This window comes from Mycobacterium sp. NGS48 (assembly GCF_059812585.1).
On sequence record NZ_JCALCY010000002.1, the window covers coordinates 337,586 to 351,003 of the forward strand.

General features: G+C 64.3%; 11 protein-coding genes and 1 tRNA gene. 6 read left to right on the plus strand and 6 right to left on the minus strand.

Annotated features, from left to right (window positions below; translation table 11 throughout):
• The first annotated feature begins 135 nt into the window (after window positions 1-135).
• From AC5Y42_RS05280 to AC5Y42_RS05300, 5 genes are all read left to right on the plus strand, one after another.
• Window positions 136-208: transfer RNA gene (locus AC5Y42_RS05280), tRNA-Arg, on the plus strand.
• Window positions 209-321: 113 nt separating this feature from the next.
• Window positions 322-3,198 (plus strand): MMPL/RND family transporter, encoded by a 2,877-nt coding sequence (locus AC5Y42_RS05285; protein ID WP_499896329.1) that lies wholly within the window; start codon window positions 322-324, stop codon window positions 3,196-3,198.
• A 259-nt stretch (window positions 3,199-3,457) separates the two neighbouring features.
• A complete protein-coding gene (locus AC5Y42_RS05290) occupies window positions 3,458-4,675 on the plus strand; it encodes an acetyl-CoA acetyltransferase (RefSeq protein ID WP_499896330.1) in 1,218 nt (405 codons plus the stop codon).
• A gap of 4 nt (window positions 4,676-4,679) precedes the next feature.
• Window positions 4,680-6,197 (plus strand): carotenoid oxygenase family protein, encoded by a 1,518-nt coding sequence (locus AC5Y42_RS05295; RefSeq protein WP_499896332.1) that lies wholly within the window; start codon window positions 4,680-4,682, stop codon window positions 6,195-6,197.
• Complete coding sequence (locus tag AC5Y42_RS05300) at window positions 6,198-7,169, plus strand: winged helix-turn-helix transcriptional regulator (protein ID WP_499896333.1); 972 nt, start codon at window positions 6,198-6,200, stop codon at window positions 7,167-7,169.
• Here the strand turns inward: AC5Y42_RS05300 and AC5Y42_RS05305 are convergent.
• Window positions 7,105-7,542 carry a hypothetical protein gene (locus AC5Y42_RS05305; RefSeq protein WP_499896335.1) on the minus strand — a complete coding sequence of 146 codons (438 nt, stop codon included), beginning with the start codon at window positions 7,540-7,542 and terminating at the stop codon, window positions 7,105-7,107. The two genes, AC5Y42_RS05300 and AC5Y42_RS05305, sit on opposite strands and share 65 nt — an antisense overlap.
• Before the next feature lie 34 nt (window positions 7,543-7,576).
• Between AC5Y42_RS05305 and AC5Y42_RS05310 the strand changes: the two genes are divergently transcribed.
• Window positions 7,577-8,017: a cupin domain-containing protein gene (locus AC5Y42_RS05310; protein ID WP_499896336.1), complete on the plus strand. Its 441-nt coding sequence runs from the start codon at window positions 7,577-7,579 to the stop codon at window positions 8,015-8,017.
• Here the strand turns inward: AC5Y42_RS05310 and AC5Y42_RS05315 are convergent.
• The 5 genes from AC5Y42_RS05315 to AC5Y42_RS05335 all read right to left on the minus strand — a co-directional run bounded on the left by AC5Y42_RS05315 (window position 8,014) and on the right by AC5Y42_RS05335 (window position 13,351).
• Window positions 8,014-8,787: a VOC family protein gene (locus AC5Y42_RS05315; RefSeq protein WP_499896337.1), complete on the minus strand. Its 774-nt coding sequence runs from the start codon at window positions 8,785-8,787 to the stop codon at window positions 8,014-8,016. The genes AC5Y42_RS05310 and AC5Y42_RS05315 overlap by 4 nt on opposite strands.
• A 96-nt stretch (window positions 8,788-8,883) precedes the next feature.
• On the minus strand, window positions 8,884-9,321 hold the full coding sequence (locus AC5Y42_RS05320) for a type II toxin-antitoxin system Rv0910 family toxin (RefSeq protein ID WP_499896339.1): 438 nt from the start codon (window positions 9,319-9,321) through the stop codon (window positions 8,884-8,886).
• Window positions 9,322-9,323: 2 nt separating this feature from the next.
• A complete protein-coding gene (locus tag AC5Y42_RS05325) occupies window positions 9,324-9,503 on the minus strand; it encodes an antitoxin (protein ID WP_499896340.1) in 180 nt (59 codons plus the stop codon).
• 25 nt (window positions 9,504-9,528) lie between these two features.
• Window positions 9,529-11,919 (minus strand): cation-translocating P-type ATPase, encoded by a 2,391-nt coding sequence (locus AC5Y42_RS05330; protein ID WP_499896342.1) that lies wholly within the window; start codon window positions 11,917-11,919, stop codon window positions 9,529-9,531.
• A gap of 43 nt (window positions 11,920-11,962) precedes the next feature.
• Complete coding sequence (locus AC5Y42_RS05335) at window positions 11,963-13,351, minus strand: 13E12 repeat family protein (RefSeq protein ID WP_499896343.1); 1,389 nt, start codon at window positions 13,349-13,351, stop codon at window positions 11,963-11,965.
• Between the last annotated feature and the right edge of the window lie 67 nt (window positions 13,352-13,418).

Here is a 13,418-nt window from a genome sequence, read left to right on the forward strand (position 1 = left end):
CGATACACTCACACCCGCCGTACTCGACAACACGACGCCCGCCGTCGCGACGCCGACCACGGCACCAGGATGTCCAAGAAGCCGCTGAAATCGCGCCTCGCCAGGGTTTTAGTCAGGTATTCGAAGACGTCCCCCGCCCCAGTAGCTCAGGGGATAGAGCAACCGCCTCCTAAGCGGTAGGTCGCAGGTTCGAATCCTGCCTGGGGCACTCATCGCCATGTATTGCTTCGGTTGATCCTTGGGGCTTAGCTACGGTGGCTTCAACGAAGAGAGGATCTCGAGCGGCGTGAACGCCCTGACCTTCTGCCTGGTGGAGCCCGCATGAGCGCCGACGTCACCGAGGCGCCGACCGACGCCCTGCCTGCCCCGGTTCAGGCGGTGCGGGAGCGCTTGCCGCTGTGGATCCACCGGTTGGCGGTGCCGGTCATCCTCGCGTGGGTGGCGGTCACGGTGCTGCTGAATGTCGTCGTCCCCCAGCTGGAAGTGGTGGGACAGATGCGCACAGTGTCGATGAATCCCCAGGACGCGCCGTCGATGATCGCTATCAAGCGTGTCGGCAAGGTCTTCAAAGAGTTCGACTCCGACAGTTCGGCGATGATCGTGCTGGAGGGTCAGCAGCCACTGGGCGACGCGGCCCATGACTACTACAACCAATTGGTCGCCCAACTGCGCGCGGACACTAAACACGTCCAGAACGTCCAGGACTTCTGGAGCGATCCGCTGACCGCGGCCGGCTCGCAAAGCCCCGACGGCCTGGCCGCCTACGTCCAGGTCTATCTCGCGGGCAACCAGGGTGAGAGCCTGGCCAACGAGTCGGTCAAAGCCGTTCAGGACATCATCAAGAAGACGCCCGCGCCGCCTGGCGTCGACGCCTACGTGACCGGCGATGCTCCGCTGCAAGCTGACCAGAACATTGCCGGGGACCGCAGCCTCCAGCTGATCACCGGGCTCACCTTTCTGGTGATCACCAGCATGTTGCTGTACTTCTACCGGTCCATCGCCACGGTGCTGTTAATGCTGGCGACGGTCTTCCTGAACCTCGCGGCTACCCGCGGCTTCGTCGCTTTCCTGGCCTACCACAACCTGATTGGACTCTCGACGTTCGCGACCAATCTGTTGGTGATGCTGGCGATCGCGGCCTCGACGGACTACGCGATCTTCCTGATCGGCCGATATCAGGAGGCGCGTAGCGCCGGCGAGGATCGGGAGAATGCGTTCTACACGATGTATCGCGGGACCAGTCATGTGATCCTGGGGTCGGGGCTGACGATCGCCGGCGCGACGTTCTGCCTGCGCTTCACCCGGATGCCCTACTTCCAGACGCTGGGTGTCCCGTTGGCCATCGGCATGCTCGTGACTGTCGCCGCCGCGATGACCCTGGGTGCCGCGGTCGTGGTAGTGGCCAGTCGGTTCGGGCTGCTGGAACCCAAGCGGGCGATGCGGATTCGGGGTTGGCGCAAGATCGGCGCGGCCGTGGTGCGCTGGCCGGGACCGGTGTTGGTCGCGACGGTGCTGGTCTCGCTGGTCGGGCTGATCACCTTGCCCGGTTACAAGGCCGGCTACAACGATCGCAAATACCTGCCGGCCGATCTTCCGGCCAATGAGGGGTATGCCGCCGCCGATCGGCATTTCTCCCAGGCCCGGATGAACCCGGATCTGTTGCTGGTCGAAACCGACCACGACATGCGCAACCCCGCCGACTTCCTGGTCATCGACAAGGTCGCCAAGGCCGTCTTCCGCACCTCAGGCATCGGACGCGTGCAGGCCATCACCCGGCCACTGGGCACCCCGATCAACCACGCGTCGATCCCGTTTGCGATCAGCATGCAGGGCACCACCCAGCAACTGAACATGCAGTACATGCAAGACCGCATGAAAGACATGCTGGTGATGGGTGAGGACATGGCTCGCACCATCACCAGCATGGAACAGATGCTCGAGATCACCCGCGGCATAGCCGAGACCACCCACAGCATGGTCACCAAGATGCACTTAGTAGAGGAGCACATCCAGGAATTACGAGAACACATGGCCGATTTCGAAGACATGTGGCGCCCGTTCCGCAGCTATTTCTATTGGGAAAAGCACTGCTATGACATCCCGATCTGCTGGTCGCTGCGCTCGGTCCTCGAAGCGTTCGACAGCGTCGACATCATGACCGATGACATTCAGAACCTGATGCCCGACATGGACCGCCTCGACACGCTGATCCCGCAGATGCTCACGGTGATGCCGCCGATGATCGAGACCATGAAAAGCATGCGGGTCATGCAGCTGACCATGCAGCAGACCATGGGTGGGCTGCAGGATCAGATGGAAGAGATGATGAAAAACCAGTCGGCGATGGGCCACGCCTTCGACGAGGCCAAAAACGACGACTCCTTCTATCTGCCGCCCGAAGCGTTCGACAACCCCGATTTCAAGCGCGGGCTGAAGATGTTCCTATCCCCCGACGGCCATGCAGTGCGGATGATCATTTCCCACGAGGGTGAACCGATGTCGACGGAGGGCATCTCGCGTGTCGAACCGGTCAAACATGCCGTGCACGAGGCCATCAAAGGCACCCCGTTGGAGGGCTCCAAGGTCTACCTCGGCGGTGCGGCGGCCATGTACAAGGACCTCGCCACCGGCACCATGTATGACCTGCTCATCGTCGGGATCGCGTCGCTGTGCCTGATTTTCATCATCATGCTGATCATCACCCGCAGCGTCATCGCCGCCGCCGTGATCGTGGGCACCGTGACGCTGTCGCTGGGTAGCGCCTTCGGCCTGTCGGTGCTCATCTGGCAGCACCTCATCGGACTTGAACTGGATTGGTGGGTGCTGCCCATGGCGCTCATCATCCTGCTGGCGGTCGGGTCGGACTACAACCTGCTGCTGGTGGCGCGGTTCAAAGAAGAGATCCACGCCGGACTCAAGACCGGCATCATCCGGGCGATGGGCGGCAGTGGCTCCGTGGTGACCTCGGCCGGCCTGGTGTTCGCATTCACGATGTCCTCGATGGTGGTCAGCGAGCTGCGCGGTCTCGGTCAGGTCGGCACCACGATCGGCCTGGGCCTGCTGTTCGACACCTTGGTGGTGCGCTCCTTTATGACGCCGTCGATCGCCGCGTTACTGGGCCGCTGGTTCTGGTGGCCGCAACGGGTGCGCACCCGACCTGTGCCCAAAAGCTTTCTGCCACAGCATCATCGGGTCTAAAGCTGGCCAGCGCCGGGTCATCACGAGGGGTCGATGGCCCGCAGAGTGGTCTCGGCCAGCCACCGATGGCCATGTTTGTCAATCGCCGCCAATGGCAATGTTCTTGCAACAGGCGGGTATGTCGGTCGACCGGCGCATCCGCTCAGGTCTCGTCGGTTCAGCCGAGAGCCGACGAGGCCGTCTCCTCCGTCAACCCAACGCGCCCGCCGTTCCGTGAACGGGCTTACGTCACTCTCTTAGTTGTAGTAGCGTGCGGGTTATGGACCCGGGCCTGTGGATTCTCGGCGGCTACCAGAGCGACTTCGCACGCAACCTCACCAAGGAAGGTCTCGACTTTGCTGACCTGACCAGCGAAGTTGTCAACGCCACGCTCGCTGCGGCCAAGGTGGATGGGTCCGAAATCGGCGTGGTTCACGTCGGCAACGCATTCGGGGAGATGTTCGCCGCGCAGGCCCACCTCGGCGCGATGCCGGCCAGCGTGTGCGAGTCGCTGTGGGACGTGCCGGCCTCCCGCCACGAAGCCGCCTGCGCATCGGGCAGCGTGGCGACGCTGGCGGCGATCGCCGATCTGCGCGCGGGCAACTACGACACCGCGCTGGTCCTCGGTGTCGAGTTGGAGAAGACCGTCCCCGGCGACGTCGCCGCCCAGCACCTGGGCGCCGCCGCCTGGACCGGACACGAAGGGGTCGGGGCGAAATTTTTGTGGCCGTCGATGTTCGCTCAGGTCGCCGACGAGTATGACCGCCGCTACGGCTTGGACGACATCCATCTGCGCGCGATCGCAGAACTCAACTTCGCCAACGCGCGTCGAAACCCCAATGCGCAAACCCGCGACTGGACGGTCCCCGATCCGATCAGCGACGACGAGGCGTCCAATCCCGTCATCGAAGGCCGGCTGCGACGGTTCGACTGCAGTCAGATGACCGACGGCGGAGCAGGACTGATCCTGGTCACCGATCGCTACCTGCGCGCGCATCCCAACGCACGTCCCCTCGGCCGCATCGTTGGATGGGGGCATCGCACCATTGGGTTGGGCCTGCGGCAAAAGCTGGACCGCGCAGCCGACAATCCCTACGTGCTGCCGCATGTGCGGGCGGCCGCACTTGATGCGTTCGGCCGCGCAGCGGTGTCGCTCGAGGACCTCGATGGCATCGAGGTACACGACTGCTTCACACCGAGCGAATACCTGGCCATCGACCACATCGGCCTGACCGGGCCCGGCGAATCGTGGAAGGCCATCGAAAACGGCGAACTCGAAATCGGCGGCCGGCTGCCGGTCAATCCCAGCGGCGGGCTGATCGGCGGCGGACATCCCGTCGGCGCATCCGGGATACGGATGCTCGTCGACGCGGCCAGGCAGGTCAGCGGAACAGCCGACGACTACCAGGTCGAGAACGCGAAAACCTTCGCCACCTTGAACTTCGGCGGTAGCACCACGACCACGGTCAGCTTCGTCGTCAGTGCGGCAGCAGGCTGATCACGTGGACGTCGAGATTGTCGGCAAGTTCCTTTCCACGCTGCCCGAGGACGACGACCACCCGTACCGAACCGGTCCGTGGCGACCCCAGAGCACCGAATGGGATGCCGACGACCTCACCGTTGTCGAGGGTGAGATCCCCGCCGATCTCGACGGTGTTTATCTACGCAATACCGAAAATCCGCTGCATCCGGCGTTGAAGACATATCACCCGTTCGACGGCGACGCCATGTTGCACGTCGTGGGCTTCCGCGAGGGAAAAGCGTTCTACCGCAACCGCTTCATCCGCACCGATGGCTTCCTGGCCGAAAACGACGCCGGCGGACCGTTGTGGCCGGGCTTGGCCGAGCCGCCGTCGCTGGCCCGACGCGACGACGGGTGGGGCGCCCGGGGCAGGATGAAGGACTCGTCGAGCACCGATGTCATCGTGCACCGGGGGACCGCGCTGACCAGCTTTTACCAGTGTGGTGATCTGTATCGGGTCGACCCGTACTCCGCCGAAACCCTTGGTAAAGCACAGTGGAGCGGTCATTTTCCGTTCGACTGGGGAGTGTCGGCACATCCCAAGGTCGACGCCAAGACCGGTGAACTTCTGTTCTTCAACTATGGCAAGCGCGCCCCGTACATGCACTACGGGGTCGTCGACGCGGACAACAACCTGGTGCACTATGTCGATGTTCCACTGCCCGGGCCGCGGCTGCCACATGACATGGCATTCACCGAAAACTATGTCATTCTCAACGATTTTCCGCTGTTTTGGGAGCCCGAGCTGCTGGCCCGCGATCTACACGTGGCGCGGTTCCATCGCGAGATGCCGTCGCGGTTCGGGGTGCTGCCGCGGCGCGGGCACACTGCTGACATTCGATGGTTCGAAGCCGACCCGACGTTCGTGCTGCATTTCGTCAACGCCTACGAAGACGGCGACGAGATCGTGCTGGACGGCTTCTTCCAGGCCGACCCCGAGCCGGCTGACACCGGTACCGGCACCAAATGGCAACGGGCCTTTCGTTTTCTGGCCCTTGACCGCATGCAGGCACGGCTGCACCGGTGGCGGCTCAACCTGGTGACCGGTTCAGTGCGAGAAGAACAGCTGTCGGAGACGATCACCGAATTCGGCATGATCAATGCCGATTACGCCACGCGTGACTACCGCTATGTCTACGCCGCCACCGGTAAGCCCGGCTGGTTCCTGTTCGACGGGCTGGTCAAACACGACGTGCTTACCGGCCGCGAGCAGCGTTATGCGTTTGGTGACGGCATCTATGGAAGCGAAACCGCGATGGCGCCGCGCCCAGGTGGTGGCAGTGAAGACGACGGCTATTTGGTCACGCTGATCACCGACATGAACGCCGATGCCTCCTACTGTTTGGTGTTCGATGCCGCACAGCTCAGCGATGGGCCGGTATGCAAACTCCTGCTGCCGGAGCGTATTTCCAGTGGCACCCATTCCACGTGGGCGCCTGGGCCGCAGCTGCGGCGCTGGGATTCCGTCGACTCGGCAGCCGAAGCGATCGGATTGTAGGTGCCGACCGCACTAACTCCCGGAGGCACCAACGCGGTGGGCCGGATCCTGGGGTTGCTCGGCGACGAGTGGACGCTGCTGATCATCCAGCAGGCACTATTGGGAGCGACTCGCTACGGCGAGTTCATGGCGCGATTGCCGATCTCCAATTCGGTTCTCACCAACCGGCTGCGGGCGCTGACACAGAACGGGCTGTTGAACCGGATGGCCTACCAGACGCGTCCGGTCCGCGCCGAATATCAGCTCACCGAACGCGGCCGGTCGTTGTGGCCGGTGCTGCTGTCGATTTGGGAATGGGAGCGGCGCTGGTCGCCCCAGCACACCCCTCGGCTTCCCGACATGCGCCACCACGTCTGTGGCGCTGATTTCGCACCGTTGTTGACGTGCCGGTCATGCGCCGAGGTAGCGACCGAGAAGCAGGTGGCGGTCCGCTGGGGCCCCAGCGGCTCGTGGCCGCGGTCGGTGCCCGAGGCGGCGACCCGTCGCCGAACGGCTGCCGGCAACGGACAGACCCAGGCCGGGCTGTTTCCCGAGACCATGAGCGTATTCGGAAACCGTTGGTCGGCAGCCTTATTGGTGTGCACGTTCTTGGGCGCTACCCGCTACACCGACTTTCAGTGCCAGCTCGGCGCACCGCCCACCCTGTTGGCCGGCCGACTGCAGACATTCTGCGCGACCGGTGTGCTGACGACGTCGCGGCAGGACGGTCCGCAGAATGCTCGCTACCAACTCACCGAAAAGGGACGAGCCTTCTTCCCGGTGCTGATCACCGCACTGCATTACGGGCAGCAGTGGTTTCACGCACCCGAGGGTCCGGCGGTGCTGCTGACCCATCGCGCTTGTGGCGCGGCGTTCACCGGCGAGTTGAGCTGCGACCAGTGTGCCCAGCGGCTGGCAGGTGCACAGATCAGCGCGGTCGACGGCTCCGGTCACGATAGAGCGACGACGCCAATGCCCACACTGAACACATGACCGCGCCCGCAGCGCCGACGAAACCGACATACAACCCGTAGGCCGCCGATACCGGCGGACTGACATTCACATCGTAATACCACATCGTCAACGCCACTATCAACAGCGAAAGGATCAGCGCGGCAACCGATGCCAGCTTGACCGACAGCCCGCGGCCGACCATCGCGCCGGCCACCAGCAGCGTCGAGGAGAGCAAGACGATCAGCTGTCCCGTCCCGAATCCGCGCGGCAGGTCCAGGCTTCCCATGCTGCCACCGATGGCGCTCGCCCGGCCGCCGCCGTTGACACTAGTCATCAACCACGGCAGCCACGTGCTGATCGACACCACCGCCGCGAACAGCGCAACCAGCCAACCGGGATGCAGGCGGGACATACTGCGACAGTAGCGCGCACTTTAGGGTAGATGCATGACCGAGCTGCCCGATTGGGCACAACAGCTGGACCTGGCGCCCAACCCAGAGGGCGGCTGGTTCCGGCAGACCTGGCGCAGCGATGTCACGGTCGGACAATCTGCACTGCCGCCGGACTACACCGGGCCACGCAGCGCCGGAACAGCGATCTTGCTGCTGCTGATGCCGGGCCAGCAGTCCGCATGGCACACCGTGCGCAGCGCCGAATTGTGGCTGCATCATCGGGGCAGTCCGCTGCTGCTCGACATCGGACCTGAACGGCCCAGCAGCACAACACATGTGCTCGGTAGCGACATCCTGGCCGGTGAGCAACCCCAGCTGCTGGTGCCGCCACGGCACTGGCAGCGGGCCAGACCGCGCGATGACGAGCCCAGTTTGGTGAGCTGCGTCGTGGTGCCCGGCTTCGACTACGCCGATTTCGGCCTCGGCGCAGATTAATCCTGCAGCGACGACAGGTTGAACACCGCACCCGTCGGGTCGGCCGCCGCGGCCAGCCGCCCATAGGGGGTGTCCTCCGCGGCCTGCAGCACCGCGCCACCGTTGTCGGCGATCATCTGCAGCGTCTTGTCGACATCTTCGGCGCCGAAGAACGTCGTCCAGTGGGACGGGATGCCGTCGGGCAGACAACTGCTGCCGTCCATCACCCCGAGCAACTGCTGATCGCCGAACCATGCCGTGGTGTAACGGAATTCACCGGTGTCGGAGATCTGCTCGGTCCGCCATCCGAGTATCTCGCGGTAGAAGTCGACTGCGGCGCCGTAGTCGCGTGTCGTCAGCTGGTGCCAGACCGGTGCGCCGGCTTCGCCGATCACCTCGAAACCGACGTGCTCCGCCGGCTGCCATAAGCCGAACGCTGCGCCGGACGGGTCGATGGCCATGCTCATCGTTCCCTTGGCCGGTATCTCCATCGGCCCAAGGCACGACGAACCGCCGGCCGCAGTCAGCGCAGTCACGGTGGCGTTGACGTCAGCCGTGTGAAAGTAGGTGGTCCAGACGTCGGGACCCTGCCATTCCGGATTGTTGGCCATCAGCCCGGCAACCGGCCGGCCGGCGGTGGTGACGTTGATGTAGCCGCCGTATTCGGGGCCCGCCGATTCGAAGGACCAGCCGAACACGGTGCCGTAGAAGTCTTGGGCGCGGTCCAGGTCCGACGAAGTCAGGTCGATCCAGGTGGGCGCGCCCAGCGGCGCGTCGTGACGAATGGGCACGATGGTCTCCTTCGGTGCGGTCTGGCCCCCGTACGGGGCTCACTGATACCGACTACCGCTGACGCCGAAACTCATCGCGGCGCGCGTGAAACCGGGTCATGCCGGGGCGAACACCGTGACGAACTTCTGCAATGACTCGCGGATATCGCCCTTGAGTGCACCCGCGACCACCATGCCGATCGGACCGAACAGTGCCGGACCACCCAGATGCACATCAAAACTCACGACCGAGCCGTCGCCCTTGGGTTGGACTTTGGCGAGCAGCTTGACTTTCACACCGCCGACCCCCTGGCCATTGAGGGTCATGGCCTCCGGTGGCTTGTAATGCACGATTGTCCATTTGATCCGGTTGGGCATGCCCTTGACTTCGACGATCGACTCGATGACCGTGCCTTTTTCCAGGGTCTCAGGAATCTTGCTGCGCCAGACCCGGTGAATGGTCAGCCAGTCCTTGAAGCGGGAGAGGTCGGAGGCATGTCCCCAGGCTTGCTCGGGCGGCAAGGGCACGTCGATGGAGCCGGAAAGTTTTGCCATGACTAATTCTGCGGGTCGCCTTTGTCGACGGCCTTTTTGGCAGCGTCCTGCACCTTGTCGACGGTGTCCTTGTATTTGCCTTGCGTCTTGGTGTCAACGAAGTCGCCTGCTTTGTCGATCGCCTGATCAACCTTGTCGGCGTTCTGCGACAACAGATCCTTGGCCTTGTCCAGGAATCCCATGAGTCCCTCCCTTCCGCTGCAGAGCCTACTGCCACAGCTGCCGGCGTTCGCCCAGGGCAAAGCCCTGAATCCACCACACCGCCTCGACCGCTGCCGCACCGAGCACACCGATGCCCATGGCCGTCGACGTGATAACCAGGTTCGAGGGATCCAGCAGGAACTTCTCCTGCGCCAGCGGCAGACTGAGGATCACCGCATAGGCCAGTCCCGACGCGATGACCAGCGCTAACCGCCACCACTGATAGGGGCGCGCCACCACGGCCAGCACCCAGATCGCGGTCATCAGCAACGTGATCAACGCACCCGTCGACGCCTGGGTCTGCTGCTCCGGTCCGGCCGCCCGGCCCTGATAGGCCGCCAGGTACGAGATGAAGGTGGCGACGCCGACGACGAGCCCGAAGGGCAGCGCAGATGTCATCACTCTGCGGACAAAGCCGCGGTGAGCGCGCTCGTTGTTGGGCGCCAGCGACAGAATGAACGCCGGAACGCCGATGGTGAACCAGGCCGCGATCGTGACGTGGATGGGCTGAAAGGGATACAGCAACGGATCGGCGCCGAACAGCTTTGAAATCAGCCCGGCAATACCCACCAACAGCGCCAGCAATACCGAGTACACCGTTTTGGTCAAGAACAGATTCGCGACCCGCTCGATATTGCCGATCACCCGGCGGCCCTCGCCGACGACGTAGGGCAGCGTGGCGATTTTGTTGTCCAGCAACACGATCTGTGCCACCGCGCGCGACGCCGGACTGCCCGAGCCCATCGCGACGCCGATGTCGGCGTCTTTGAGCGCCAGCACATCGTTGACTCCGTCGCCCGTCATCGCCACCGCGTGCCCGTGCGCCTGCAGCGCATGCACGATCGCCCGCTTCTGGTCGGGACGCACCCGGCCGAAGGTGGTGTACTGCTCCAGCGTGTCGGCCAGCTCGGCCGGCTCGGTGGGCAATCGCCGCGCATCCATGGTCGCTCCGTGCAGGCCAAGCTTGTCGGCTACCGCACCAACCGACACCGCGTTGTCGCCGGAGATGACTTTTATCGAGACCTGCTGTGCGGCAAAATATTCCAGGGTCTTGCGGGCGTCGGGACGCACCTTCTGCTCAAGAACGACCAGCGCGATCGGCGTCACCCGGCCGGGCGCATCCGGGTGCTCGACGGATAAGTCACTGGACCCCAGCAGCAGGACGCGCAGGCCCCCCGCGCCGATCTGTTCGGCCTGCTTGGCGGCCGCCGATGCCGGGTCGGCCAGCACATCGGGCGCACCGATCACCCAGTTGCCGTGTTCGCGGTAGGAAGCGCCACTCCACTTGGTCGCCGACTTGAACGGCGCCATCGCGGTCGCTACCCAGCCGGGCGGCCGGTTGTAGGCGCTGCCGATGGCCTGCATGCTGGCATTCGGCCGGGCGTCGGCCACAGCCAGCGAAGCCAGCACATCGGTAAGGTCTTCGCGGTGTCGGCTCGAATCGGCGACCTCGACGACCTCCGAGACCCGCATGCCGTTTTCGGTCAGCGTGCCGGTCTTGTCCGCGCAGACCACGTCGACTCGGGCGAGACCTTCGATGGCGGGCAATTCCTGCACCAGGCACTGCCGCTGGCCGAGCCGAATGACGCCGACCGCGAACGCAATCGAGGTCATCAGCACCAGCCCTTCGGGCACCATCGGCACCAGCGCGCCCACCATCCGCAGTACCGACTCCCGCCAGCCCGCGTGCGTGGTGAACAGTTGGCTGTAGATCGTCAGCAGACCTGCGGGCACCAGCAGGTAAGTGATGAACTGCAGGATTTTGTTGATGCCGACGCGAAGTTCGGATTTCACCAGCGTGAACTTGCTGGCTTCCTCGGCCAATCTGGCCGCGTAGGCTTCCCGGCCCACCTTGGTGGCGCGGTATGCGCCGATGCCGGCGACGACGAAACTTCCCGACATGACCGGATCATCGGCATTCTTGCCGATGGGGTCGGCCTCCCCGGTGAGCAGCGACTCGTCGATTTCGAGGCTGGCCGCCTCCACAAGTTCACCGTCGACGACGATCTGGTCACCAGGACCCAGTTCGATGATGTCGTCGAGCACCACCTCGTTGGCCAGTACCTCGCGAATCCCAGATTGCCGCCGCACCACCGGTTTTGACTGTCCGACGATCGCGAGCTTGTCCAGCGTCTGCTTGGCCCGGATCTCCTGGACCATGCCGACGATGCTGTTGGCGATGATGAGCAAGCCGAACATGCCGTTGATCACCGAACCGGTTGCCAACACGATGACCAACAGCACACTCAAAATGGCGTTGATGCGGGTGAAGACGTTGGCACGGATGATCTCTGGCACGCTGCGCGTGGCGCGCGCGGGGATGTCGTTGCTCTTACCGTCTGCTACCCGCTGCGCCACCTCGGCGTCGGACAGGCCAGCGCTCAGCGAGGTGGTCATCACCGCATGCTAGACCGCGCACCTTTCAACCAGCAGAACCCGGCTACGGGTCCTCATCATCGAGAAGCTCGTCGGGGCGGTGGATGCGGTTGACGCGTGGTGGCCCGGTGCCGTCGCTCCAGGCAAGACGACCATCGTCGGTCACGGTCGTCGTGGCGTTGCCGCAGGTTTCCTCGGCGTGGTCGGGCGCACATGCGAAATACAAGCTGTCAGCATCGGTTTGGCCGCCGCTGGCCCAGGCGACTGCGTGGTGAACCTCGCAGTGGTAGCCGGGCTCGAGGCAGTCCGGCCGGGTGCAGCCGCGGTCCCTGGCGTAGCACACAATGCGTTGGTCCACCGTCGCGATGCGTTTGCTGCGGCCCAAATAGAGCGGTCGCTCCGAGTGGTCGTCAAAGACGACGAGGTAGTGAATGCTCTCGCCGGCCATTCGAATCAGGTCGCGCATGGGCAGTCGAGTGTTTCCGCCGGTACGTGCCGGCGCCGGCATCGGGATGTCCGGATCGTTGACCGCGCGGGCGGCCTGATCGAGCTCAGTCAGCGTCGTCGTCGCGATCACGGTGACCGGGATGCCACGATGCGCGCCCAGCCCGCCGGAGCAAATGCCTTGGCGCAAGCCAAACTTCACGGCGTCGTGGCAACGCTGTGAAGGTGTGCGCCGATCGCGTTCGTCGTCGGCCGCCGTCTCGGGTACGTGACGACCGGGCCGCATCGCCGCCGTGACGGCTTCCAGATAGGCGCGGGCCTCGGGATCCAGCCAGCCGCTGAGCCGGCTCATCCCATCGATGCCCTGCCGACCCAAGACCAGGCCACGGCGCTTTGCGCGGTCCTCATCGGAAAAGTTGCCGTCGGGGTTGAGGCAGTCGGCGATGTGCTGGCCCACTGCGGTCACGAATTTCGCGTCTTGCCTGCCCGCATGGCCGACCAGCGTGCGCTCGGCCTTCTCGCGGTCGGCGGCACTGACCGCCGCAGGGAGTACATCAAGGGCATGGCATACCACGGCGATGTGATCATCACCGACGCTGCCCGATTCGACCGCGGCGGCCAGCTTCGGCAACTCCGGCGGCAAGACCGGCCCGGTCAACGACCGTCGGGGGCGGATTCGCAGCGCGACCCGGAACCGGCGCTTGACTTCCGCCGAGGTAATCCGCAGCCGCGAACACAGCACACGACGTATCGACACGTCGGCCGGCAGCGCCGGATCGTCGGGTCCGTCGACCGGGTCGGCGATCTCACCGAAAACCCGGTAAGACAAGCCGCGGTTGATTCGGTCCAGCGTCTCCAACTGCTCGGCCATTTCAACGCGAAAAGCATTGCCCACCAGGTCGGTGCAGGTAGCGCGTAGCCGGGCGTAAACAGCGTCGATCAGCTCGAAGTCGTCCCGTATCTGTGCGCGCGTCGCGTCGGCGGGAAGAGCATGACCGGCGGAATCCATACTTTCACGGTATCGAACCTCTGTTCGATCCACATCGCCGGAAAGGCCATCTGTGGATAAAGGCTCA

Coding starts and splice junctions, on each gene's coding strand:
- AC5Y42_RS05285 (WP_499896329.1), top strand. CDS start 322: ATGAGCGCCGACGTCACCGAGGCGCCGACCGACGCCCTGCCTGCCCCG.
- AC5Y42_RS05290 (WP_499896330.1), top strand. CDS start 3,458: ATGGACCCGGGCCTGTGGATTCTCGGCGGCTACCAGAGCGACTTCGCA.
- AC5Y42_RS05305 (WP_499896335.1), bottom strand. CDS start 7,542: ATGTCCCGCCTGCATCCCGGTTGGCTGGTTGCGCTGTTCGCGGCGGTG.
- AC5Y42_RS05310 (WP_499896336.1), top strand. CDS start 7,577: ATGACCGAGCTGCCCGATTGGGCACAACAGCTGGACCTGGCGCCCAAC.
- AC5Y42_RS05320 (WP_499896339.1), bottom strand. CDS start 9,321: ATGGCAAAACTTTCCGGCTCCATCGACGTGCCCTTGCCGCCCGAGCAA.
- AC5Y42_RS05325 (WP_499896340.1), bottom strand. CDS start 9,503: ATGGGATTCCTGGACAAGGCCAAGGATCTGTTGTCGCAGAACGCCGAC.
- AC5Y42_RS05330 (WP_499896342.1), bottom strand. CDS start 11,919: ATGACCACCTCGCTGAGCGCTGGCCTGTCCGACGCCGAGGTGGCGCAG.
- AC5Y42_RS05335 (WP_499896343.1), bottom strand. CDS start 13,351: ATGGATTCCGCCGGTCATGCTCTTCCCGCCGACGCGACGCGCGCACAG.